This is a genomic window from Rhizobium sp. 768_B6_N1_8, from assembly GCF_051811225.1.
Taxonomy (GTDB): domain Bacteria; phylum Pseudomonadota; class Alphaproteobacteria; order Rhizobiales; family Rhizobiaceae; genus Rhizobium.
The window spans coordinates 264,673-288,497 of the sequence record NZ_JBPWPV010000003.1 but is presented as its reverse complement, the minus strand read 5'-3'; the positions used below and the strand labels follow the sequence as shown (position 1 = coordinate 288,497).

The window sequence follows — 23,825 nt, the reverse complement described above, 5'->3', positions numbered from 1 at the left end:
AGCCTGCGGATCGGATGGAGACAGAGCAAATGGCCAACACCGCATCGACCCGGACCTACGCGGTGAAGAGGTCCCCGACGCTCGCCATCGCCGCGATCCTCGGCATGGCGGCACCGGGCTACGGTCAGGATTCCAGCGCCGATCTCGCCAAGAAGCTTTCGAACCCGATCGCCTCGCTCATCAGCGTTCCGTTCCAGCTGAACTATGACAAGGGCTACGGTCCGCTCGATGCCGACAAGGCGACCTTGAACATCCAGCCCGTGATCCCCTTCTCGCTGAACGCCGACTGGAATCTGATCTCCCGCACGATCCTACCCGTGACCTACCAGAACGACGTCGCCGGACCATCCGGATCGCAATTCGGCCTCGGCGACGTCGTTCAGAGCTTCTTCCTGTCGCCTGCCAAGCCTACCGATGGCGGTCTCATCTGGGGTGCCGGACCCGTCTTCCTGATCCCAACCGCGACCGACGATCTGCTCGGCGGCGAAAAATGGGGCGCAGGGCCGACCATCGTCGCGCTGAAGCAGGACGGCCCCTGGACCTACGGCATCCTCGCCAACCACATCTGGTCGTTCGCCGGCAACGAGGACCGCAACGACATCAATAGCACGTACATGCAGCCCTTCCTTTCCTACACGACGCCGGCGGCATGGACGTTCGCGCTGAACACGGAATCCACATACGACTGGACGGCGCATGATTGGTCGGTGCCGATAAACCTGACCGTCTCGAAGCTGGTCAAGGTGAAGGAGCAGCCCATCAGCTTGGCTGCGGGGCTTCGATATTGGGCGGCGGCTCCGGACGACGGCCCAGAAGGGCTGGGCGTCCGTGTGGGGCTGACGTTCCTGTTTCCAAAATAGGCGTAAAGAGCCGCGGAGACGTCTACGGCGCCTCCTCACGGATCGACGCACAACTTCTTCTGCTACTTCCGCGTACCCTCACCACACGCGGCGAACCGAAAGGATGTTCAAATGCTTACGAAACGTAATTTGCTTCGATCTGCAGCCATGGCAGCGCTCGTCGCGACGACGGCGAAGGCCGCCGACCTCACCTCCCCTTTGATCATTGATCAGGACAATTCCGATTGGCCTAGGCTGTTGGAGGCCAAGGACATCGCTGAGGAAGGCTTCATCTACGGTCTGCCCCTCGTGATGAATTATGCGGTTATGCAGGAATATGCCGTGGACAATAACTCCGGGCAGTTCAAGGCGCCGTTCAACGAAATCAAAAATCTGCACCATGTCGCCACGCCAGAGGATACGGCCGTTATCACACCGAACAGCGACACCCCTTACTCTGTGCTCTGGCTGGATTTGCGCACTGAACCGATGGTTGTCTCGGTGCCTGCGATCGAAAGGGAGCGCTACTACTCGGTCATGCTCATCGACGGAAATACCTACAATTATGGTTATATAGGCACGCGGGCGACTGGGAGCGAGCCTGGCGACTATCTGGTAGTCGGCCCCGATTGGAAGGGTGAATTGCCCAAAGGGGTCAAGAAGGTGTTCCAATCGACCACGCCGTTTACATTGGCGGTCATCCGCACTCAACTCTTCAACTCTGACGACATGCCGAACGTCGAGAAAGTTCAGGCAGGTTACCAGGCACGGCCCCTCTCTGCATTCCTGAAGCAACCCGCACCTTCTGCCGCTCCCAAGGTCGAATTCGTCCCTGCCACAACCGCCGGGATCAAGGATAACTTCTTCGAGTATCTCGACGCGGCCCTGCAGTTCGTGCCCGAGACGGGGAAGGACAAGGCGATCCGTGCGAAACTTGCGAGAATTGGCATCGGGCCCGGCAAGACGTTCGTGTTGAAGGATCTGTCGCTCGAACACAAAGCCGAGATCCTGCTGGGCATGAAGGAGGGTAACGACAAGGTCGACAAATGGCTGGCCAGCGGCAATAAGAGCATCAACGGCTGGAACGTCGGCTCGTTCTTTGGCGACGAGGCCTTCTATAACGGCGATTGGCTGATGCGCGCGGGGGCCGCAAAGGGCGGTATCTATGGCAACGATGCCGTCGAAGCCATGTACCCCTATACCCGAACGGATGCCGCCGGCGAGGCGCTCGACGGCAGCAAGCATAAATACACCATTACCTTCCCATCCGGCCAGTTGCCGCCTGTGAATTCATTTTGGTCCCTTACAATGTACGACGGCAAGAGCCAGCTCCTGGTTAAGAACCCAATCAATCGCTACCTCATAAACTCCCCGATGTTGCCGGGGATGAACAAGAACGCGGACGGCTCACTGACACTGTACATCCAGAAGGGTAGCCCCGGTGCGGACAAGGAATCCAATTGGCTTCCGGCACCGGACGACAAGATCTATCTCGTGATGCGCCTGTACTGGCCGAAGACGGAGGCGCCTTCGATCCTGCCGGCAGGAGAAGGGGCGTGGCAGCCACCCGGCGTGAAGCGGGTCTCGTAGGAGGCGCCGAACGCCGACGGAAAATCTCCCGCAAGCCCACCGGTTCCAACATGTGCAAAGGACGCGCCAGATGGCCCCGACGAAGACGAAGCGGTAGCGTCGCCTTAACTTTGGAGGGGCAGGATTGGCCATGATGGGGCCGGTTTATGCTGCAGTCGACAGGCTGGCCATGCAATTGGAAACACTCTTTGACGTGTCCACACCAACTCGAATAATTTGTTCCACGGACGGCCTCCCTCGATTGAGCTTTCAACGAACTCATTCTGGCACATCGCGATGCCGTTGGGAGCCGTCCACCCCAACAGGCGACACCGAGCCCGATCTTGAAGTCGACCCCTCTCACCTTGCGAAGCCGATGCCAAGACCGGCTGAGACCTGCGCGTCCTTTTCCTTTAGGACTTGAACCATCGTCTCATCGCCATGAATGAGTTCCGGTCACTATAGCGGTGGATGCGCCGCCAAGCGGCGTTCCGCTTGTGGCTGGTCAGTCGGCTACAGTCGTGATCAAGTGATGTGCGCTCAAGGCTGCGCGTGTGTGGCGGCTATGCGGCTGCAAAGGCTGCTGTGAACAGTCTCACCCGGACATGGGCTCTTGAGCTCGCCGAATCCGGTATCACGGTCAACGCGGTTGCGCCGGGTCCGATTGAGATGGAGATGTTCCGTCGCAATAGTCCGGCCGGCAGTGAAGCGGAAGCTCGGTTTCTGTCGATGATCCCCATGCGTCCTCTGGGAAGGCCGGAAGAGATCGCGGCCGCGATCGCGTTCCTGCTCTTAGAGGATGCCGGCTTCATCACCGGGCAGATCCTGTTTGCCGACGGTGGCGGCTCTGTCGGCCGATCGTCCATCTGATGTCTATCCCGTCGAAAGTGAACATCATGAGGCTCCATACCGCACTAAACGCCGCGCGGGCTGCTATCCCAATGACCGCGCTCCTCACGCTGCACCGCCGACGGACGGCTTGGGGAGCGCTGTTTATCTCGCTTCGGGACCACTATTGCAACCTCCAATCAGTTGGTGTTGCGACGACCGCTTGATCTGCCCTATAGTCCCGACTTCAATCCTATCGAAAACGCATTCTCCAAACGGCAAGCTATGTGCGCGCGATGAATGAAATAGTGATGGCATATCGAGTCGATCTTCAGCTTCACGCGATGTGGTCGGAACAGGGTTGTATGTTCAACGCGCGTGAGCTGTCCAATCCTCGACGCGTAAGCCAGGCACGCGATCAAATTCGCGCCTATTATTGGTGACGAGTATCAGTCCCCGCGAACGCGCGTGACCGGCGATCAATTGATCGTACGGTCCGATAGGAGTTCCGCCGCGCGCAAGTTCGGCGCGCAACTGACCGCTATGGCTGGCTGCCATTTGGTCGTATGCCAGCACCTCAAGCCGAGCGGCAAAGCCTTCGATGACAGCTAAGTTCTTTTCTGGAGCCGCCGACTTTTCTGCGCCGTAGATCAGTTCCATCAAGCTGACGGAGCTAATGCAGAGTTGGCCATGGTGGCGGTTGAAGGCCTCTCTCACCTGCTGCGGCCGGTTCTTCACCGTGAAAATACAGATGTTAGTATCCAGCATGTATTTCAGCATTTAAAACGCCTCGCGCTCCTGCGAGGCTGGCTGATCACGCTCATTCATAAAATCCGATGTCGCAGCGTCGCCTTCAAACCAGCTATCCCAAACTTCTCCGGCAGGGGCGATAATCCTCGTGCGTCCGACCGCAACGATGTCCACCCGTTTTACGTCGTCCGGTAAGGCGACGGCTTTTGGTAGCCTAATCGCTTGGCTACGGTTGCTTTGAAACACTGCGCCCTGCTCCATCTTTTTGTCCTCAGCCATATACGGATGCCATATCCCATTTAGGGCGAGCATCGGGATATGTCAATGGGATATACTGTGCAAAATAAGCGGTACTCAATGGACTCGCCTCTCAGACTTATTTGCCTCGACGGGAGCAGAACGTGAGCCAACCCGCCATTGGACGTCTGGCGCAGTCATGGAAGTGAACCAGAAACTCCTTGCCATTCCTTCATCGCGCGAATAGATACTCCAATATGCGCCTGCTCCCTGTCTTGATCGCGACCGACGGGGGACAGTGCCACCGAGGTGCCATCGACATCATGCTCTCGACGGTGATCGGAAACACCAAGTTCTAAACTCTCTGCGCGTTACCGATCGGCATAATGCTCTGCGGCTGTTTACCCGGCTGACCTTCGAGCTGCTGCGCATCAGGCTCCGGAATGGCATCCTTCGCAACCCGCATCACTTTCCCCTCGATCACCTCGTAGCCCGTGAACGGGAAGGCCGGTCTTTGGTCTTGATGGGAGTCGAACCGACGGCACCTAAAATTGCATAATGTTTATGGAAGCCAGGGGTTAATTACTTTCAACCCAGCGGCCTCGGGCGGCATTGCGCAGAACAGCACGGGCTTCAGTGCTCTTGCTTTCCCTTTCGGCGGACCGGATCAGGGAGAAGAGCATCGCCATGTTATTCTTGACGCGGTGATTGAGCTCGTCGAGGAACACCTTCTGGTTCGTTTCGGCGAGTTTCCGATCGCTGATGTCCACCAGCATGTTCAAGATTGCATTCCAATCCCCAATGCCCAAGTTACTCATGGGAATAATATTCTAGTGGATGGCGCAAGAGGCGGTAATCCGGGTCGGCTCATCGTAGCTGCGCCTTGGTGTCAGGTCCCTTCTACTCGGCCGCAATCCTACCAAGCCGGCTCGCCGATTGAATCGTCTCCAAATCATGGAGCTGGACGCTTGGGCAAACCTTCTTGGCGATCTCGGTCAGGTGCTGATGATGCGTCAGATAGATTACCTGCCCACGCCCGGCCATCTCGGTGAACAAACGGAAGGCCTCCTCGGCACGGAAGTCATCGAAGGTTTCCATGATGTCGTCGGCGATGAACGGAATGGGTGCGCGATTGGCAACGAACTCGTGATATCCCGCCACCCGAAGCGCGAGATAGAGCTGGAACCGTGCGCCCTTGGACAGCTCGTCGGCGATCTTCGAACCGCCGTTCGCCGAGACCGCGATCAGGACTTCTCCATCCTTGCCGGGCTGGGCGGCGACACCCGTGTAGGCACCGCGACTGATGGTCCTGAACGCATCCGACGCCCTTGTCATCATCCCGCTTCGATGCCGATCTCGAAAGAGCTTCAGCGCCTGCTCGGCGGCGGTTATCCCCGCGCGAAGTTCGAGGTAGCGCCCGGCGCGTTCTTCGATCTCCAGCAAAATGGTGCGCCGCTGCTCCTCGATTTCCGCGACGACGGAATCGCCGCCTATGGCGTCGAGCGCTTTCTGCATGGTGGAGCGCTCATGGAAGACGTCGTGACATTTTCTGTCCTGGTCTTCGAGGATTGGCGTCAGCAAAGCTAGCTGGCCCTCCAATTCTTCTCTATTCGCCGACGCGAGCCTCTCCTCGACGTCACCGATATCGTTCGCACCACTGATCTCGATGAGTTCTTGCTCGACGTCAGAAATGGAAGTCCGCAGCACCTGCCGCTTCGAGGAAAGCTCGATAAAGGTCTCGACCTCATCCAGCGTGGTACACTCGAAGAACGCTGCCATCTTTCCTATTTGGAGATCGAGTACCTCCTTGGTGACAAGGTATTCGCGCTCTTCTTCTCGCTTCTTGTCGAGATCGCGTCCCAGCTTCTCCCGTTGCTCCCTGCCCCGCTCTGCAACCATGAGACGGTCGGTGATCGTCCGCGTAAGCTCCGTGAGAGAGGCGGATTTCGGGATTTCCAGGCTGTCGCACAATTCGAACACCGAAGCTTCGAACAGAGCGCTATCCTTTTCCATCTTCTGGATTCGATCGACGAGGCTGTCTTTGGCTTCGATTGCCGAAGCTAGTTTTTCGAGAACGTCGAGGATCCCGTTGACTGCATCTACGTCTGGGAGGATCGACGCCTCCCCTAACCAGCAACCGTTGCAGAGCTCGAACCATCTGGCGTCCCATTCCTGCGCGGCTTTCAACGCATCGGTCATCGCACGGGCACGCGCGGCGTTATCCTCCTTCAGTCGCACCAGACGGTCTGCCTGATCCATGGCGAGGTTGAAGGCATCGAGGCCCTCTTCGGCGGCTGCGAACAGCGTTGCCAGATCGGCGTCGCCGCGGGCGGCCAGGCCCGTTGCCTTGATAGCCGCAAGCAACTGTTCCTTCGATTGCTGGGTCCTGTCATGGATTTCCGCGACTTCCTGGTCGATGGCCGATAGATCGTCACGTGCCCTTAGGGCAACGGTCCTTCTACGCAGCCATTCTTCCAGTTCTGAGGGATCAACACCAAATTCGGCACCGGACGAAATCGATGCCAACGTTAGGGACATCTCTGCCCGTAGTTCCGCGAGGGAACGTGCGGCCGCTTCAATGCGCTCGCGGGCAGTTTCGATATCGGAACCTGCGGATGCTCGGCTCAACATCAACTGCGCCAGCTTGCTGGCCTCTGCGAAATGCAGGAGCCGTTGCGAAACGAGGTGATCGTCCGCTCTCATGGCATGCTCAAAAGCGTCAGCCGATTGCGCGTCCATTGCCTGACGATGTGCAACCCATGCCTTTTCACGGGCGGCTCTGCTAGCCGCGACCGAAGGTTCGTCGATCTCCCCTGCCCGAGCGCGGAGGACTTGGATCTCCGCGTCCATCCGTCTGGCGTCCGGCTCAAGGCGCTCAAGTTCGGCGCGCGTTGTCTTCGTCCGCTCCCGACCGTCCTGGTATCGAGTCTTCCAATCGTTCAGCTTTGCGGCCGACGGCACGCTCATTGCCGCCAGGTCGGCCGGACTGCCGCCCCAGGGAGCCAGATGCGCGAGGCTTTCCGACAATACGCCATCCGCGTTCTCGCGCCGCCGCATCAGGGAACGGAACGCGACCTCGTCGCCGGCTTTCGGCAGAGCTTTAACCGTGGCCGCAAGTACTTCGAAAGCCCTGATCCGTGCAGGATCGCGAAACTCCTCGAAGAGCGAAATCCGGTTGCCCTCATCCTGAAGGGCGCGTTCCGAACGGATAAGCTCTTCCTCCGCTGAAGCGCGACGAGCTTCGACCCCGGACCTGGCGCTGATGAGCGATCTGAGTTTGCCGACGGTCGCCGCATCCAGAACCAACCGCGCAGGCGTTTTCTCGTCGGCTTTGCCTAGCTGCAGAAGGAGCGTTTCGACAGAGAGTTCAGCGACCCGGCCAGTAAGCTTCGGGATGTCGACCTGCGCCGTCAGGTATCTGGGTTCGAATGTTTTCGTGAGATCGGCGACGCGGGCCGCGAGGCCAAGAGCGACAGCGTCATCGGCCATCCCGTCAATCTCGTTCTCGATCTCCGCAATAGTACGGGCAACCTCGTCCAGCTTGACGCGGATTTCGATTTCACCCTTGCGGATTGCCGGGAGTTCGATCTTCCACGATTCCGGTGGATCGGACACCGTCTCGAGGGCATCGAGCTGGCCTCGAAGCCCGGTAAGCCTGCGCATCGTCGGAAGCGCTCGTAGGACACGGTTGATCTCGTCAGCCTGGCGCTGGGTGTTCGCACGCTCGGTCAAAGCCTGATTGTAGAGACCGTCGAGGCGCTGCAGTTCAGCCAACCTCTTACGATACTCGGTGGCCTGGAGGTCGAGTTCTTCGCGTTTTTGCTTCAGCTCCGTCAACCGCAGCTTGAGCTCACTCAGTTGGCTGCTGCGTCCCCGAAATTTATAGAAGGTGTCCGCATCCCCGCGGATCGTCAGGAGCTGGCGGCTGAGATCGGAAAGCCCGGCGCTGGCGGAGAAAAGCAATTCGCCCAGGTCTCCCTTGCTTGCCAGAATACTCTCACCACCTTTTTCGAGTGTGATGTCGTCCAGCGAAAACATTGTCGAGAACGCGTCACGATCTATTCCGCCAAGGTCGGCCCGGATCTCCGTATCGGCGAGGCTGCGTTCTTCACGATCGAGCAAACTGTTCTGGGGCCGCTTGATACGGACGAAGTCTCTGTCCTGACCTCCCACATGAACGTTCGTCCCTAAGCGCATCGTATTATAGGGGTGCTGGAACCCGTATTTGGTCGTATTGCCGATCCCGAAGATCAGATCGAGGATGGCGTCGAGCGTGGTCGATTTTCCAGCCTCATTCGGACCGTAAATGACATGGAGGTCTGGAGATCCGACGGGACGCGATCCGAAATCGATGACGGCATCGGTGAACTTCCCGTAACGCGTCAGGTCGAGACGGTTGATGCGCACGCTATTCTCCCTCGCCGCCGCGCAGACGCGCCAAGACCTGCGACGCACCGTCCTTGGCAAATTGCGCCAACAAGTTCTCGAAAGACGCCTCGTCCTTGCCGAAGATCTCGCGGAGCTCGGCCGGGAGCTGGGCCCGCAGTTCGTCGGCGATCGAGCGAACCTCGTCGCGATATTCGGTCGAGCTATGGATCTCGCTGTCGATAATCGCTGCAAGTTCGTCGAGCGCGCTCGGCCGTGCATCTTGCTGTTTGGGCGCAACCGACGACGTCACGACCTTCTCGATCCAGACATTCCCGATCGTCGCACCGCGTGTCTCGAGTTCGGTCCGGAGAAGGTCGGCGTCTCGCCGGATGCGCCACGCGAGTTCGGTGGCTCCGGTTATTTCGACGCGGGCAACCAGTTGGTCGGCGGACACCGCTGAAGAAAGGCTTTCCAGTTTGCCTTTCGCCTCCAGAACCACATCTTTCCAATCAGTCGCCCTGGAGATATCGACGACCAGTCTCTCGAACTGGGCGATGGCGGTTTGGCGTTCTTCGACGACGACGGAGCGGTCATCCCCTATCGTGACGAGGGAGACGGACTTGGGGCCGTCCTCGTTTATGTCGCGCCCTTGAGGGATGCCGGGCATAACGATCGCGGACGATAAATCCTCGACCGCCAACCTTTTGTGAATGTGGCCGAGTGCCCAGTATCGAAAACCCATTTGGCGGAGGTCGGCGACGCTACATGGAGCGTACAGATCGTGCCCCGCCGAGCCGCCAAGGCTGGTGTGCATAATGCCGATGTTCACGGCATCCGGAACAGGCAGCGCATAATGTCGAAGGAGGCTTTCGGGCGCTTGCGGCTTGGCAAAGCTCAGTCCGTGTATCGCAACTGCGAACCGGCCGGGAGCTCGGTCTATGGCAATGGTTTCGGCCACGGAACCGAACAGTTTGACGGAGTCCGGCATAACTAGCTCCGTCGTGATCTTGGAGAGCGCATCGTGGTTGCCGCGAATGATGAACGCGCTGATGCCGGCTTCATGCAGACGCGCAAGCTGCTCGGCCAGAAATCGGGCGGTCTTCATCGACGTCTGATCGCCATCGTAGAGATCGCCGGCGATGACCAACGCGTCTACCCGTTCTTCAAGGCATAGATCGATGATGCGGACAAATGACCGTCGGGTCGCCAATCCAATCAGCTCGGAAAGCTCGGCATTGCGCAGGGCCAGCGTCCGCAGCGGGGAGTCGAGATGAATGTCGGCGGTGTGAATGAATCGATAGACCAAAAGCAGAGCCTCATCTGTTGGTCGATCTTCCTAGCCCTTACAATTTGCCCGCGCCAGCCTTTATTCTCGGTTTGTTCTGGCAATCCCCAAAAAAGCGGGGTGCTATGACGGATGCTCGCACGGCCTCTGCCATCTGGGCCTTGACCTGCTCCATGACTTTTTGTTCGACACCTCTACGCCGATGGCGCGTGAGCATCCTTCACGAGTTCGGCCTTAAGGCATGCGGTTTCCAAACCGAGTTCGATGAACTGGCGAGCATGTCGGGCCAAAGCAACATTGTCGTCCCAAAGGTTTCGCCAGATAGCCGTCTTCAAAGACAGATCTTTGTCAACGATGGCCGTTGAGAAGGATTCGAACGTGACGTAGTCGTCCCATCCGATGGCGACCAGAGCGTCGAAGATGGCGGCAAAATCGATGTTGCCCGTTCCGAGATAACCACGATGGCTTTCGCCGATGTGGACATAGCCGATCTTGTGGGCGGCATTGCGTATTGCCAGTCCGACATCTGCTTCCTCGATATTCATGTGGAAGGTGTCGAGATGCAGGAAGACGTTCGAGGCACCTGTGTCCTTGATGTACGCTAGACCTTGGGCTGCCGTATTGAGCATGTTGCTCTCGAAGCGGTTGACGATTTCGAGATTGAGAGTGACACCGGCTGCCTTCGCACGATCGGCGACCCGTGACAGCGTGGTAACACTCGTTTCCCATCCCTTGCGGGACAACGCATGCTCCTGCTTTCCATGCGAGGAACTCAGTATACCGCCGAGCTTCGTGCCACCTAGATCGCGAACCAACGCAACGGCTCTGTCGAGTATGGCCTCACCGTTGGCGACCACCGACGGATCATCACTGGAGATGTCACCATCGGTCGGAAGACCCATGCTCACCGCGACGTCGAGGCCCAGTTCCCTGATGCGGGATGCGAGCCATTTCACGTCGACCAGCTTTGGATCGAGATAGGAAAATTCCACCAGCTTAAAGCCAAGTTCATGCGATCTGGTAAGTGTACGCTCAAGCTCATCGCGAGACGAGCCAGCACTCCAGACGAACGAGTGGACGCCGATTTTGGACATGACACTAATATCCTGAATTTCATTGAAGCGAAGGCTCGCCGGGCCCGAAGGCGCCGGCGAGCTCCTGGGAGGAAACGTTAGCGGGCTGCGGTCCAGCCCTTGTAATCCTTGACGTTGTCAGCAGTGATCAGCTTCGGGTCGAGCAGGACAGTGTTCTCCGCCGGCTTCTTGCCGTTCAGAACATCGACAGCCATCTTGAGGGCGTCGCCGGCCATGACGTAGGGGTCCTGGGAAGCCGAGGCCTTGATCATGGAATTGCCGCTTGCGAGCGACTTTTCGATATCTGGGGCACCGTCGACGGCAGTGATGAAGAACTCGTTGCGGTTCAGCTGCTTGGCGGCAAGCTCGGCACCGATGCCCGTCGGGTCATTGATGGCAAAGACGGCGTCGATCTTGTCGAAGCGCGTCAGCAGGCCCTGCATGACTGAGAGGCCGCCATCACGCGAGCCCTGACCGTTCTGGTCGTCCGACAGGATCTTGATGTCCGGGCTCTTCGTGAGCACGTTCTTGCAACCCTGCACGCGGTCGAGGATCGAGGACGAAGCAGGGCCGTTGATGATCACGACGTCGCCTTTGCCCTTGAGCTGATCGACGATGTACTGGCACGCCTCTTCACCTGCCTTGATGTTGTTCGTCATGACCGTGACGTCAGCGCCCGGAGCCGAAACGTCGAAGGCGGCAACGATAACGCCTGCAGCCTGGGCCTTCTTGACGGCCGGAGCAATCGCCTTAGCGTCGACGGCGTTCAGCATGATGATGTCAACGCCTGCGGCGATGAAGCTGTCGATCTGCGAAACTTGCTTGTTGAGGTCGTAGTCTGCCGAAACCGAGGTGACCTGTACGTTCGGATTGATTTCCTTGGCGCGATCCTCGATGCCCTTGATGGTCGCAACGAAGAACGGATTGCCAAGCAGACCGACGGAAATGCCGATCTTTTCCAGGTCTTTGGCGGCTGCCGGCAGTGCGATGGCTGCGGCCAGAGCGGTCGCTGCGAGCAGTTTCGAAATCATGCGCATATTTTCCTCCTTATGGCGCTTCCTGCGCCCCGTTATCCGGCAACCCCGGTTCCTCCAGCCGCACGTCAGGTGCGGCTAAGTCCTTTGAGCCTGTAGCGGTCGAGCGCCACGGCCACGATGATGACAAGTCCCTTGACGATGTACTGCCAAATGTCGGAAACGCCGACGAGGATGAGGCCGTTGGACAGCACCGCGATGATGAGTGCGCCGATCAGCGTCCCCCAGATCGACCCGACACCGCCGACGAAGCTGGTTCCGCCGAGAATGACGGCTGCGATCGCGTCGAGCTCGTAGGATTGGCCAAGCTGCAGGCCGTTCGCGGCATACAGACGGGCTGCGGACATCACGCCGCCAAGCCCCGAAAGCAGGCCCGACATCGAGTAGACAAAGAGCAGCACCAGTGGGACCTTGATCCCGGTGAGGCGCGCTGCCTCGACGTTTCCGCCAACAGCGTAGATCCAAGTCCCCAATACCGTGCGCTTCAGGATGAACCATGAGATCAGGATCGTCGCCAGCGCAATGATCGCCAGCCATGGCACGCCGAGGAAACTGCCGTTTCCGATGAAGTCGAATGGCAGGTCGGGATTGAAAACCGTCGTGTCGCCACCGAGCAGTCGGGCGATGCCGCGCATCGCGGTCAGCGAGCCGAGAGTGACGATAAAGGGCGGAAGCTTTAGTGCCGAAATGATCGTGCCGTTAACGACACCACAGGCAAGTCCCACGCCGATCGCAGCCGGAATACCCAGCATGCCGACATCCGGCCAGAGTGACACGATCACGCCAACCATGGCCGAGGCCGCAAGGATAGAACCCACTGACAAGTCAATGCCGCCTGTCAGGATCACAAACGTCATCCCGGCAGCCAAAACCGTATTGATCGATGCCTGCTGCATGACGATCGACAGGTTGTTGACGCTTAGAAAGCGCCCGCTCAACAGATGAAAGCCGATAGCCAGGATGACGAGCACCGGCAACATACCGAGCGCGGTGAGCGTCGATCTGAATCTTGCCTTGCCTGCATTCGACTGGTCGGTTGATGTCGAGGTCATATCTTTATCCCGTCGTCTTTGTTGTCCGGCTTCAGGCGACTTTCGATGCCGATCCGGTGGAGAAGGCCATGATGGCTTCCTGGCTGATTGGCTGATCCGACGTCGCCAGAACTTCGCCCGTGATGCGTCCTTCGCGCATGACCAGGACGCGATCGGCGATGCCGATGATTTCCGGCAAGTCACTCGAAATCACGACTATCGCGATGCCCGCCTGCGCGAGTTCATCGATGATCCGATAAATCTCGGACTTGGCACCCACATCGACGCCGCGGGTCGGCTCGTCGAAAATGATAACCTTGGGCTTCGTCTCGAGGAGACGGGCAATCAGTGCCTTCTGCTGGTTGCCACCCGACAAAGCGCCGACATTGATGCTGGCGCTCGACGTGCGAATGGAGAGTGATTTGATGGCGCGGGCGGCACGCTCCCTGGCGGTGGCAAAATTCAGGATGCCTCCCGGGCCGGCATCCCTGCTGATAACGCCGATATTGATGTTTTCATTGATCGTCATGTCGAGGAAAAGGCCGAGACCCTTCCGGTCCTCTGTGAGATACGCGATCCCTGCATCCATCGCGTCCCGCGGTCCGGCAATAGCCAGTTCCCGGCCCTCCAAAGACACCGTGCCGGCCGTTTTGGGGTCCGCGCCGAAAACGAGGCGCGCTAGTTCCGTCCGACCGGACCCAACCAGGCCCGCGATGCCGAGGACCTCGCCTGCCCTTGCGTCGAACGAGCATCCGTGAACTCGGCGGCCGTCGCCAACATCTTTCACTGAAAGAACCGTCTTGGCCGCCTGCACAGGTGCCCGATGTTCCTTTTTGTAGAAAGTGGAGAGATCGCGACCGACCATCATCGAGACCAGCCGGTCGGCGGACAGTTCTTCGCGCTCGAGCGTGCCGACGTAGGCGCTATCGCGCAAAACGCTGACACGGTCTGCGAGCGTGTAGATCTCTTCCATTCTATGGCTGATGTAGATCACCGCGATGCCACGCGCCTTCAGGCCTGCGATCACTTCGAAAAGCCGTTCTGTCTCCCTGGAGGTCAGCGAGGTCGTCGGCTCGTCCATGACGATGATCCTCGCGTTGGTGGTCAGGGCACGCGCGATCTCCACCATCTGACGTTCGCCCAACGAGAGTGTGGCCACGAGCTGCGACGGTCCGAAGTTTATTCCCAGCTGTTTGAGGATTGGCTCGACACGGGCGCGTGCCGCAGCCTTGTCGACGACACCATAGCGCGACGGCTCGGCACCCAGGAACATGTTCTGTGCAACCGTCAGGTTCGGCGCGAGCGACAGTTCCTGATAAATGACCGCGATGCCATTTGCCTTGGCCTTGATCGGATCGCCGGACACGATCGGCTTTCCCTCGACGAGGACAGCGCCGCCAGGATCCGCAACATAGGCGCCGGACAGAACCTTCATCAGCGTCGACTTCCCGGCGCCGTTTTCACCCATCAAGGCATGGACTTCGCCGGGATAGACGGTCAGCGAGACGTTTGTAAGAGCCTTGGTGCTTGCGAACGTCTTGCTGATATTGCGCATCTGCAGGACGGGTGCTTGCGTTTCGGTGTTTGCCGCGCTCATGCGTGGAACTCCTTCCTTGGATGCGTCGCCTCCGGCCTGTCGATCTCAGCTAGCGTTCGCCACGTGTCGCGGTATGCTTCAAGACCAAAGATCTGCGCCGGCGCTACCTGACTGGTCTCATTTGCGAACGGCTCTAGGCCCATCGTGCCGAAAACAAGAGCCGCGGCACCAAAGGCACTGCCTTCGGCCGTCGCGCTGGTGAAGATCGGCTGGGCGGGCCGCAGCTGGGCGAGTATTTCGGCAAACAACCCGGTCTTGACCAGGCCACCGTCTATGACGATCGCGTTATCGGAGCGTATGAGATCGAGGGACAGACTGGTCATGAGAACGACGTATAGAAGCGCGGCGGCCGCCCTCTCCTCGCCTTCCACCTCCGGTCCCACGAACCGGCCTTCGAAGCCCTGCATCGGGCCGCCGAGCGCGAACGACGGCAATGCGAACACGCCTTTTGCGATTACCCGAGACAGTGCCTCAAGACTCACAGGCTTGTTCCAGCCGCCACTGGCGCGATCGTACTCTCTGCCGCCCATGAAACGGATCGTCGGCGCCGGCTTCCCATCGACCGTAACGTTCGCGAGCATATCCCTATCTTCGTCCAGCGCTTCGAGCGGGCATGCCGAATTGAAGATCACGACCCACGTCCCGGTAGACACGAGGGTGAAGTCCTGGAATCCAACCGAACGATAGTAGTAGAGGGCCGAATTGCTGTCGTGAACGCCATTGTGGACATTGACGGAGCGCGCCTCACCCGTTCCGTCTGTGAGATTCCAATTGCCCAAAACAGCGCCTGCTTTTTCGAAAGCGGGCATCTTCTCACGCCAACCTCGACTATCGACCAGACTGCTGAAATCACCGCGCAGCGGTGCCCAAAGGTGAGAGTGGCAGCCGATGTAAGATACCTCGGACACCTTGCGGCCAGAGAATTTCCACGACCAGAACTGGGGATAGGGAAGAACAGCATCGGCGTGGCTCAGCGCCTCGGGCTTGACGGCCTCCAGCCAAAGCATGTGCCGCCCGTAGTTGAAACCCAGCGGCAGCCTTGGAGAATATGTCTCGGAGAAAGCCGGGATCGACATGTCGATGCGATCCCCCAGCGACGGAGGAGGTTCCTGTTCATAGTCGAGGATCGGATGCACCAGGTGATCCTCCTCAACGAGCGCAAATGTACAGCCATGACCGGAAAAGATGACGTGTCCGACCGAGTGGTCTTCAATCGCACGCGTCAGTGCGGTCTTCATCCATTCGAACAGAGCGGCGTCGTCGAGCACGCGAAAACCTTCGTACTCGCCCCATGACGGCTTCGTTCGCGTCTCCGAAAGTAACGAGCCATCGGCCCCGAACACGAAGAGTTTCGAGTTGGTCTTGCCGAGATCGAAGACCGCGATCGCGTTTGGTGGCGTCATGACTGACCTCCGACCGTCGCGATCACTATCGTAACCCCCGCATCCTCAAGCATTTTTGCTCCGACGTCCGACAATCCGTCGTCGATGACGATCGTGCCGATACGGGAAAGCGGGAGAACGACATTGCGCGGTTGAATCGAGAGTTTGCGGCTATCTGCCAGAAGCACGATTTCGTCCGCACAACCGCTCAACTCCCCAATCGCCTTTGTCAACAACGGGTGCGATTCCAGAAGTCCCTCGCTGCTGATGCCCTGGGTGCCAAGGAAGAACCGGGAGGCGAAGAAGTCGGGCGCGCCGGCCGACGCATCGTGGATAATTCCGGGCTCTCGATACAGCACCCCGCCCGCCAAGGTCAGATGGCAAGTCCCGTGCTCGCCGACATATGCGGCCAAGGGCATGGAGTTCGTGTAGAGGCGGACGTTGCGACGAGCCAATTGCAGACCGAGTTGATAGCAGGTCGATCCTGCATGGACGATTATCGAGTCCCCGTCTCGCACCAGACCCGCGGCCATCTCAGCGATCGCACGCTTTGCATCAACAGCAATGTCGCGGTTTTCGTCATATGGCCGAGCAGAAAGACGCGCCACGGTCGATGACTCGTTAGCGGATATCCCGCCGTAGACCTTTCGAGCAACTCCGATGTCGTGAAGCTTATCGATATCTCTTCGGATTGTCGCAGGGGAAACGCCAAGCCGCTTCTGCAGGTCACGCACGGACGCGAAGGGCCGCTCGCGAAGCATTTCCGCAATCAGGCGATGGCGATCGGAATCGTTCAAGACAGTCCTCCACTGACGCTTCTCCCTGAGCGCTTATGACGAACTATAATCACATCATGTATAGGATCGCAACACGAGAGACGCAAAATCTTCATCGTTGACGATCTGCAATCACATTTATAGGATCGCGCAAAAGTTCGCTCATGAGCCAGCCGAACCGGAAGGCGAGTATCAACGCAGCAGGAGGGAAGATGATATGACCCAACCGGACCCCAGGAATACGAAGCTATTCAAGAGTTTTCTCGGGCTTTCCAGCCAGATTGGCAGCGACATCCTCAAGACGCAGGGCGCAGGCGGCAATACGTCGATCAAGAGCGACGGCGTGATGTGGGTGAAGGCATCGGGCACGTGGCTTTCCAAGGCGGATATTGAAGACATCATGGTCCCAGTTGTCGTCGATCCGCTGGTTGCAGCGCTTCGCAATGGCGACGTACGGGCCGAGAAGTCCACCGATTTCGTTGTTTCCGAACTGAATTCCAGCGGCCTTCGGCCATCGATCGAAACCAGTTTTCACGCGGCACTCAAAAGTCCGGTGGTCGCGCATTATCATTGCGTGAACGCAATTGCTCGGGCCGTTCTTGAAGACCGCGAGGCCATGCTGGCTGAATGCATGAGTGCCGTCTCCGATCTCAGATGGGTGACGATACCGTATAGGCGTCCAGGGACCCCGCTCGCCAGGGAGATCGAAAAAGCCGCCGCTTCGATGCCTGATGTCCTGATCCTGTTCAACCACGGGATCATCGTTTGCGGTGACACGGTTGAGGAAGTCGCCGGTCGTATCCAGCGTGTCTCGAAGGCCCTTTCACGCGAAACCCGGAACAGCGGTCTGGCCGACGTCGATGCGCTGGAACGGATTGCGAAGAATTCCGGCTATCATCCGGCACGCGACAGTGAAAGCCACGCCGTCGCGCTTTCGAATGTCAATCGAGGAATTGCACTTGGCGGCTCGCTTTATCCGGACCACGTCATTTTCCTTGGAACGAAGATAGGCGTGCTTTCAGAGGGGCAAAGCGCGGCCGACCTCGAGGCCGCATCTCACCGCGAAGGTCGTGAAGCTCCGAAAATGCTGATCGTCCCGGACAAGGGAGTACTCTTGTCCAGCACCCTCACTGCAGGTGGCGAGGTTATGGCCCGTTGCCTCTCGGAGGTGGTGGGCCGCATCCCTGAAGAGGCGTCGGTAGTGTATCTTTCGAACGACGACGAATATGAATTGACGCACTGGGAAGCGGAGCAATATCGACAAGCGCTCGACCGAGGTTCGGAAAGGCGGAACGCGTGAGCGCCAAAAATAGCCAACCAGTTGCACTCGGAATCGATATCGGCACGTCCGGCGCTCGGGCCTCGGCTATCGACCGTGCGGGCAATCCGGTCGGCTTCGCCTCCGCACCGTTCCGGTCGCCCGACGAAATGCGTCAACCAGCATGCTGGTGGAATAGGGTGGCAGAGGCAATCGAGCGTCTTGCCCACAAAACAGATCTCTACTCTGTCGAAGGCGTCGCCGTCGACGGAACGTCCGGGACCGTCCTCTCGCTCGATCATGCCGGCGAGCCGACAGGTCAGGTCCTCATGTACAACGATCCCTGCCCTGATCCTGCAATCATCGAAAGCATAGCAAATGAGGCTCCAGCGACCAGCACGGCAGTCGGCGCGAATTCGGGCCTTGCCCGAGCCATCTATTTGTCGCGCCAGGACCGTGCTCACGCCATCGTTCATCAGGCCGACTGGATCCTGATGAAATTGGGTTGCCCAGGGCGGGTCAGTGACGAAAACAACGCACTCAAGACGGGTTTCGATCTGGGAACGGAACGCTGGCCGGATTGGATCGAAGCGGCGGGAGTGGACGTATCCAAGCTGCCCATGGTCTATCGTGCGGGCCAAAAGGTCGCCCCGGTCGAGAGATACCTGCGGGAACTCGGTCTGCCCAAATCCGCTTGGTTCCATGCGGGAACGACCGACGGCTGCGCTTCGTTTCTTGCTACGGGAGCATCGGCCATTGGCGACGCGGTAACCGCCCTCGGATCCACGATTGTGCTCAAGCTTGCATCGGACGCTCCGATCAGCGCGCCCGAATATGGCATATACTCGCACCGTGTCGGGCGGTTTTGGCTTGTTGGTGGCGCTTCGAACAGCGGTGGAAACGTCGTGCGCGCCCTATTCGGCGATGACCGTCTGGACGAACTCACCCAAAAGATCGACCCGGACCGCCAGCTGGATCTGGATTACTATCCGCTTCTGCGACCCGGCGAGCGTTTTCCGATCAACGATCCTCATTACCCGCCCCGGCTCACGCCGCGTCCCGCCGAAGATCACGCATACTTTCAGGCAATCCTTGAAGGCATGACCGAGATCGAGAGGTTGGGTTATCAGCGGTTAAGCGAGTTGGGAGCGCCTGCCGTGACAAGCCTTCGAACGGTTGGGGGCGGAGCGCGAAATCCCGTTTGGACCGCCATGAGGGCGCAGGCTATGGGGGTGGACACTTTGCCTGCGAAATCGGTCGAGGCAGCCGTCGGTACAGCTGCGCTGGTGCTTTCCCGATTGGATGGCGGAAATGCCTGAACCAACGCAGATCACTCTACCTCAACTGACGCCGGCATATGACGTTTTCTTCGTCGACCAGTTCGGGGTACTGAGGGACGACGCCGGTCCCTATGAGGGTGCAATCGCTGCCCTGTCCAAGCTCGCATCGGCGGGCCGGAAGGTCGTTATCCTATCCAATTCAGGCAGAAGCGGCGAATACAATTCCGAGCGGCTCGTTAAGCTCGGCTTCGCCCCTGCAAGCTTCGACTTCTTTGTCACATCGGGAGACGTGGCATTCGATATCCTCTCTCGACCTGAAAACGCCATCCCGAAAAATGCTCGATGCTTGACGATATCCAGCGGTGGAGACACCAATCTCGCCGAACGGCTTGGGCTCATCTCCGCACAAGACGCCGCCGGCGCCGAAATTGTCATCATCTCCGGCAGCGAAACCGAACGGATACCGATGGATGACTACCGCGAAATGCTGCGTCCGGCGGCCGAGAACGGAGTCCCCTGTTACTGTACCAATCCGGACATCCATAAATTGAGCAACGGCTCCATAGCGCCGGGCGCAGGCACCATCGCCAAGCTCTACGAGGGGATGGGCGGTCACGTCACCTGGCTTGGAAAACCGTATCCCGAAATCTACGAACACGCATTGAAGCTCGTAGGCGTCACCGACCGTCGTCGCGTGGTCTGCATCGGCGATAGCATCGATCACGATATTCTTGGTGCGAAGTCGGCTGGATTGGATTCCGTGCTGGTGCGTACCGGGATTCTTGCTGATGTCAGCGATGAGCAGTTAGAAAAACTCTGCGAAAATGCGCGTGCCTACCCAAGGTATATCCTCCAGCATTTTGCATTTTAGTCCCGGACATTGGCGCTGGATTTGCGGCCTTGGAAGGATTGGCGTAGTCCCGAAGGCCGCGCCGCCAGTCCCGCTAACAATTGCTTCGCCGGGCGTTAATGCGGAGGGATTGCGGTTTCGGCGCAACGAGCACCGAAACCATCGCGGCTATACGCGAGGAAGCTTAGAGGGCCAGTTTCCAGTGAACCCGTTGCCGACCTTCAGAAGGCGTGGCAAACCATACCGGGTGCGGACGATATTTGAACGGAGAACAAGATGGCGCGAAACGCACGAGACCCGATCGATGCGGTCGTTGGCGGAAATCTGGCACGTATCCGGAAGACGAAGGGATTAAGCCAATCCGCCATCGCCGAGGCTTTGGGGATTTCGTTTCAGCAGGTGCAAAAGTACGAGAAGGGTTCAAATCGCGTCAGTGCCAGCGTTCTTTACCATCTGTCGCAAGCTCTCAGCGTTTCCATGGACGACTTCTTTAAAGGTGCCGAAACCATCGAGCGGGATACGATCTCGCTACAGGCGACAGGTCGCGCGTACGTCTCCAGCGACCTTGACCGGGTGAAGAATGCTGGCGTCAGGAAAGCCCTGGCTAGCCTCATCAAATCCGTTTCTACAGAATTGGACGACGATCCAGATCGATCCGCATCCGCTTCTCAGTGAGCCCGTCGCCTCTGGTACGGCAAGGCTCGTGCTATGAAACCTCCTCGGCACTATGGCGCGAAAGGCACGAGATGGTCCCACTAGACGTCTGTTCCCAATTCTTTGATCAGCACCTGATTATCCCGTGCAGCATCAATGACGATCCATCCGAGCCGCTCGCATCATCTCGTAGCGTCGAGAAATTGGTCGTAACGCTGCGAGAGATGCTGTTGGATTCTATCGGGCGTAGAAATATTCAAATCCCCTTCCGATGGGCCATTGATCGAAGGGTCCCGCCTGGCTGGTCAGCGGCGAGACCAACCAGTGGCAACCGGACCTCTACCGTATACCACGCGGGTCTATCCCTATCTGAACAACCCCACTTACAACCGGACTACGGACATGGCGGACGACGCCATCAACTATCTCAACCAACTCAACCAGCTCGATCCCACGAAGCCTTTTGCCCTATCGGGAACCTTGGAACGGAGGCTCCGATCCCGAAAGACATCGTCAACGGCGTGACCTGGGAGTTGTTCGACCTGTCCAAGGACTGGACGCAAAACAACGATCTGGCGGCTGCCAATCCCGGCAAGCTAAAGGAGTTGCAGGATTTGTTCTGGATCGAGGCCGCAGAGCACCAGGTCCTGCCTTTGGATGCCTCGGCCTTGACGCGGTTCATTCTCCCGCGACCGAGCATCGTCGCCGGACGCAATGACTTCATCTATACGAAACCGATCGTGGGCGTGCCTCTTGGGACGGCACCGAGCATCCTCAACAAGTACTTTAAGATCACGGCCGATATCGATGTGCCCGCTGGCGGCGGAAACGGCATGCTGGTGACTGCCGGCGGACGCTTCGGGGGATGGGGCTTCTATCTGCTCAAAGGGAAGCCAATCTTTGTCTATGACCTGTTGGACCTCGCCCGGCCAAGGGTTGAGGGCGCAGCCGCAGTGACGCCTGGAAAGCATAAACTAGTCTTCTAGACAGGAAGCCCGCTTCTGCGATTCACGCGTCTTAATTCCCCTTCCCTGATCGGCAAAGTCGTCAAAGGGCCCGATGCGGTGCCTTTTATGGACGAAGATCAGTTTCTGCGGTAGGTTACAAAAGAGATAGTTAATAAAATCTCCGGTGGTCCCGCCCCCCCTCAAAGGCGGGTGAGGAGCAAGTTGTCGTGCAGGATACATTGCCAGCAAGGCGCGATATCGCGCCGGATTCGACGCGCCCACCTCCGGCTCACGATGATGTTCGAGCTCAGCTAAAGCGAATCATCACCAGCCCGCAATTTCCGCATATCGGTCGGAGTGCCGCATTTCTTACCTATGCGGTGGAGGAAACGCTTGCAGGCCGGGCAGACCGGATCAAGGGTTATTCTGTCGCCATTGAGGTCTTCAAGCGCCCCAACGATTTCACGCAGGATGATCCGGTTGTGCGGATCGAGGCCGGAAGGCTCAGGCAGGTGCTTGAGCGCTACTATCTTACCGCAGGTCAACACGATCCGATCCGAATAGACATTCCGAAAGGCGGTTACGTGCCGACCTTTGCCTGGACTTATCCGAGTGCTGACAATTCTGATGCTGAAGACCAAAGTTTGCTGACGGAGCGCGCCGAGTCCCCTTTTCCCGGCTCAAGACGGCATATGTGGGCAGTGGCCCTTGGATTGATCGTGATCGTGGGCGGCGCTGTAGCCCCGGCTGGCTTGACCTCTATTCGATTTGGCTCGATCTGGCCCTTCGCGACTGCTGACATAACCGGAACCGATGGACCGACATTGGTGATCGCTCCTTTTGCCAATCTGGGTGATGGTCCTCAGGCACAACTCTACGCGACGGGCCTGACCGAGGAGCTTCTCGCTGCCCTTCCCCGCTTCAAGGAGATCAAGGTTTTCGGTCGCGAAACGTCCAAATCCTTGCCTCCAGAGGTGGGGACATCGCGGATTCGCGGGGAACTTGGCGCGCGCTTCCTGCTGGCAGGCGGTGTCCGTGTCTCCGGAAGCCGCGTGCGTGTGACGGCACGTCTGCTCGACACGCAGACCGATGAGATCCTCTGGTCGCAGACCTACGACGACGACATCGGCGTCCGCGACCTGTTCACCATTCAGTCCGACGTCGCAAACAAGGTTGCGAGCGCCGTGGCACAGCCCTATGGCATCATGGCGCAGGCCGATGTCTCCAACCCGCCGCCTGATGATCTTGGCATCTACGGCTGCACGCTGAGCTTTTATGCTTACCGTGCTGACTTGAGCGTCGAGCGGCACGGACGGGTTCGAGACTGCCTCGAAAGTGCTGTCGCCCGTTATCCAACCTTTGCGACGGCCTGGGCGATGTTGTCCATCCTCTATCTCGATGAGGATCGTTTCAGGTTCAACCGGAAGCCCATTTCGTCCGCGCCGATAGATCGCAGCTTCCAGGCCGCCCGCCGCGCCGTTCAACTGGATCCCGGTAACACCCGCGCCCTTCAGGCGCTGATGACGACGTTGTTTTTCAGCCAGCGGGTTCCCGAGGCACTTCAGATAGGCGAACGGGCACTGGCGACCAATCCGAACGACACCGAATTGCTAGGAGAGTTTGGTACCCGGCTGGCGATGAGCGGGCAGTGGCAGCGCGGGGCGGCACTGATGGATCGTGCCATTGCTCTCAACCCTGCCGGCGGCGGCTATTATCGCGGAATGCGTGCCCTCGCAGCCTACATGTTGCACGACGACAAGACCGCAGTCATCGAGATCAGGCAGGCGGACCTGCAGACGTTCCCGCTATTCCATGCGGTAGCTGCCGTCATCTACGTCGACGCCGGAATGATCGAAGACGCCCGCAGCGAGGCCGCGCGGTTTAACGAAATGAGACCCGATTTCATTGCGAACATCGTGGCCGAACTCAAGATGCGTAATATTCAGCCACAGGACCGGGCACGGGTGATCGCCGATCTGCGAACGGCCGGACTGCCTGCGATGGGCGAGTTGCAGGCGACGATGTCGCTGCCGATCGACGGCTCCACGGCTCTTCAACCGAGGTAGC

20 protein-coding genes are annotated in these 23,825 nt (G+C 58.7%); 9 read left to right on the top strand and 11 right to left on the bottom strand.

Annotated elements, in window-relative coordinates:
- Positions 1–104 precede the first annotated feature (104 nt).
- From AB8B33_RS35915 to AB8B33_RS35905, 3 genes are all read left to right on the top strand, one after another.
- Positions 105–860, top strand: coding sequence for a transporter (locus AB8B33_RS35915; protein ID WP_439019320.1), 756 nt, complete (start codon positions 105–107; stop codon positions 858–860).
- 111 nt (positions 861–971) lie between these two features.
- A complete protein-coding gene (locus tag AB8B33_RS35910; RefSeq protein ID WP_439019135.1) occupies positions 972–2,429 on the top strand; it encodes a DUF1254 domain-containing protein in 1,458 nt (485 codons plus the stop codon).
- Between the two features lie 513 nt (positions 2,430–2,942).
- Positions 2,943–3,278, top strand: a complete 336-nt coding sequence (locus tag AB8B33_RS35905; protein WP_439019134.1) for an SDR family oxidoreductase — start codon at positions 2,943–2,945, stop codon at positions 3,276–3,278.
- Positions 3,279–3,605: 327 nt separating this feature from the next.
- Here AB8B33_RS35905 and vapC read toward each other — a convergent pair whose 3' ends face one another.
- The 11 genes from vapC to AB8B33_RS35850 all read right to left on the bottom strand — a co-directional run bounded on the left by vapC (position 3,606) and on the right by AB8B33_RS35850 (position 16,790).
- Complete coding sequence (gene vapC, locus AB8B33_RS35900; protein WP_439019133.1) at positions 3,606–4,016, bottom strand: type II toxin-antitoxin system tRNA(fMet)-specific endonuclease VapC; 411 nt, start codon at positions 4,014–4,016, stop codon at positions 3,606–3,608.
- A complete protein-coding gene (vapB, locus tag AB8B33_RS35895; RefSeq protein ID WP_439019319.1) occupies positions 4,017–4,247 on the bottom strand; it encodes a type II toxin-antitoxin system VapB family antitoxin in 231 nt (76 codons plus the stop codon).
- Between the two features lie 554 nt (positions 4,248–4,801).
- Positions 4,802–4,999, bottom strand: coding sequence for a histidine kinase dimerization/phosphoacceptor domain -containing protein (locus AB8B33_RS35890; RefSeq protein WP_439019132.1), 198 nt, complete (start codon positions 4,997–4,999; stop codon positions 4,802–4,804).
- 124 nt (positions 5,000–5,123) lie between these two features.
- The gene (locus AB8B33_RS35885; protein ID WP_439019131.1) at positions 5,124–8,630 is read right to left on the bottom strand and encodes an AAA family ATPase; all 3,507 of its coding nucleotides are present in this window, start codon (positions 8,628–8,630) and stop codon (positions 5,124–5,126) included.
- Between the two features lies 1 nt (position 8,631).
- Positions 8,632–9,897: a metallophosphoesterase family protein gene (locus tag AB8B33_RS35880; RefSeq protein WP_439019130.1), complete on the bottom strand. Its 1,266-nt coding sequence runs from the start codon at positions 9,895–9,897 to the stop codon at positions 8,632–8,634.
- 173 nt (positions 9,898–10,070) lie between these two features.
- The gene (locus AB8B33_RS35875; protein ID WP_439019129.1) at positions 10,071–10,970 is read right to left on the bottom strand and encodes a sugar phosphate isomerase/epimerase family protein; all 900 of its coding nucleotides are present in this window, start codon (positions 10,968–10,970) and stop codon (positions 10,071–10,073) included.
- A gap of 77 nt (positions 10,971–11,047) precedes the next feature.
- A complete protein-coding gene (locus AB8B33_RS35870) occupies positions 11,048–11,986 on the bottom strand; it encodes an ABC transporter substrate-binding protein (RefSeq protein ID WP_439019127.1) in 939 nt (312 codons plus the stop codon).
- Positions 11,987–12,051: 65 nt separating this feature from the next.
- Positions 12,052–13,035, bottom strand: a complete 984-nt coding sequence (locus AB8B33_RS35865; RefSeq protein WP_439019126.1) for an ABC transporter permease subunit — start codon at positions 13,033–13,035, stop codon at positions 12,052–12,054.
- A gap of 31 nt (positions 13,036–13,066) precedes the next feature.
- The gene (locus AB8B33_RS35860; RefSeq protein WP_439019125.1) at positions 13,067–14,611 is read right to left on the bottom strand and encodes a sugar ABC transporter ATP-binding protein; all 1,545 of its coding nucleotides are present in this window, start codon (positions 14,609–14,611) and stop codon (positions 13,067–13,069) included.
- Positions 14,608–16,014, bottom strand: a complete 1,407-nt coding sequence (locus AB8B33_RS35855; RefSeq protein ID WP_439019124.1) for an FGGY-family carbohydrate kinase — start codon at positions 16,012–16,014, stop codon at positions 14,608–14,610. The genes AB8B33_RS35860 and AB8B33_RS35855 overlap by 4 nt, the downstream gene beginning before the upstream one ends.
- A complete protein-coding gene (locus AB8B33_RS35850) occupies positions 16,011–16,790 on the bottom strand; it encodes a DeoR/GlpR family DNA-binding transcription regulator (protein WP_439019123.1) in 780 nt (259 codons plus the stop codon). Before AB8B33_RS35850 ends, AB8B33_RS35855 begins: the two co-directional genes overlap by 4 nt.
- A gap of 97 nt (positions 16,791–16,887) precedes the next feature.
- On the opposite strand from AB8B33_RS35850, the gene AB8B33_RS35845 reads away from it, so the two are divergent.
- The 6 genes from AB8B33_RS35845 to AB8B33_RS35820 all read left to right on the top strand — a co-directional run bounded on the left by AB8B33_RS35845 (position 16,888) and on the right by AB8B33_RS35820 (position 23,824).
- Positions 16,888–18,069, top strand: a complete 1,182-nt coding sequence (locus AB8B33_RS35845) for a class II aldolase/adducin family protein (protein WP_439019122.1) — start codon at positions 16,888–16,890, stop codon at positions 18,067–18,069.
- Positions 18,066–19,346, top strand: coding sequence for an FGGY-family carbohydrate kinase (locus tag AB8B33_RS35840; protein WP_439019121.1), 1,281 nt, complete (start codon positions 18,066–18,068; stop codon positions 19,344–19,346). The genes AB8B33_RS35845 and AB8B33_RS35840 overlap by 4 nt, the downstream gene beginning before the upstream one ends.
- Entirely contained in the window at positions 19,339–20,178 is an 840-nt protein-coding gene (locus AB8B33_RS35835) for a TIGR01459 family HAD-type hydrolase (RefSeq protein WP_439019120.1), read from the top strand. The genes AB8B33_RS35840 and AB8B33_RS35835 overlap by 8 nt, the downstream gene beginning before the upstream one ends.
- A 255-nt stretch (positions 20,179–20,433) precedes the next feature.
- Positions 20,434–20,832 (top strand): helix-turn-helix domain-containing protein, encoded by a 399-nt coding sequence (locus AB8B33_RS35830; RefSeq protein ID WP_439019119.1) that lies wholly within the window; start codon positions 20,434–20,436, stop codon positions 20,830–20,832.
- Between the two features lie 500 nt (positions 20,833–21,332).
- On the top strand, positions 21,333–21,797 hold the full coding sequence (locus tag AB8B33_RS35825; RefSeq protein ID WP_439019118.1) for a hypothetical protein: 465 nt from the start codon (positions 21,333–21,335) through the stop codon (positions 21,795–21,797).
- Positions 21,798–21,985: 188 nt separating this feature from the next.
- A complete protein-coding gene (locus AB8B33_RS35820) occupies positions 21,986–23,824 on the top strand; it encodes an adenylate cyclase (protein ID WP_439019117.1) in 1,839 nt (612 codons plus the stop codon).
- Position 23,825 lies beyond the last annotated feature (1 nt).

Bases quoted from the DNA above. Each gene is read 5' to 3' on its own strand.
- AB8B33_RS35835 (WP_439019120.1), top strand. From the start codon at position 19,339: ATGCCTGAACCAACGCAGATCACTCTACCTCAACTGACGCCGGCATAT.
- AB8B33_RS35890 (WP_439019132.1), bottom strand. From the start codon at position 4,999: ATGCTGGTGGACATCAGCGATCGGAAACTCGCCGAAACGAACCAGAAG.
- vapB (WP_439019319.1), bottom strand. From the start codon at position 4,247: ATGGAGCAGGGCGCAGTGTTTCAAAGCAACCGTAGCCAAGCGATTAGG.
- vapC (WP_439019133.1), bottom strand. From the start codon at position 4,016: ATGCTGAAATACATGCTGGATACTAACATCTGTATTTTCACGGTGAAG.
- AB8B33_RS35830 (WP_439019119.1), top strand. From the start codon at position 20,434: ATGGCGCGAAACGCACGAGACCCGATCGATGCGGTCGTTGGCGGAAAT.
- AB8B33_RS35870 (WP_439019127.1), bottom strand. From the start codon at position 11,986: ATGCGCATGATTTCGAAACTGCTCGCAGCGACCGCTCTGGCCGCAGCC.
- AB8B33_RS35915 (WP_439019320.1), top strand. From the start codon at position 105: ATGGCGGCACCGGGCTACGGTCAGGATTCCAGCGCCGATCTCGCCAAG.
- AB8B33_RS35875 (WP_439019129.1), bottom strand. From the start codon at position 10,970: ATGTCCAAAATCGGCGTCCACTCGTTCGTCTGGAGTGCTGGCTCGTCT.
- AB8B33_RS35865 (WP_439019126.1), bottom strand. From the start codon at position 13,035: ATGACCTCGACATCAACCGACCAGTCGAATGCAGGCAAGGCAAGATTC.
- AB8B33_RS35860 (WP_439019125.1), bottom strand. From the start codon at position 14,611: ATGAGCGCGGCAAACACCGAAACGCAAGCACCCGTCCTGCAGATGCGC.
- AB8B33_RS35855 (WP_439019124.1), bottom strand. From the start codon at position 16,014: ATGACGCCACCAAACGCGATCGCGGTCTTCGATCTCGGCAAGACCAAC.
- AB8B33_RS35910 (WP_439019135.1), top strand. From the start codon at position 972: ATGCTTACGAAACGTAATTTGCTTCGATCTGCAGCCATGGCAGCGCTC.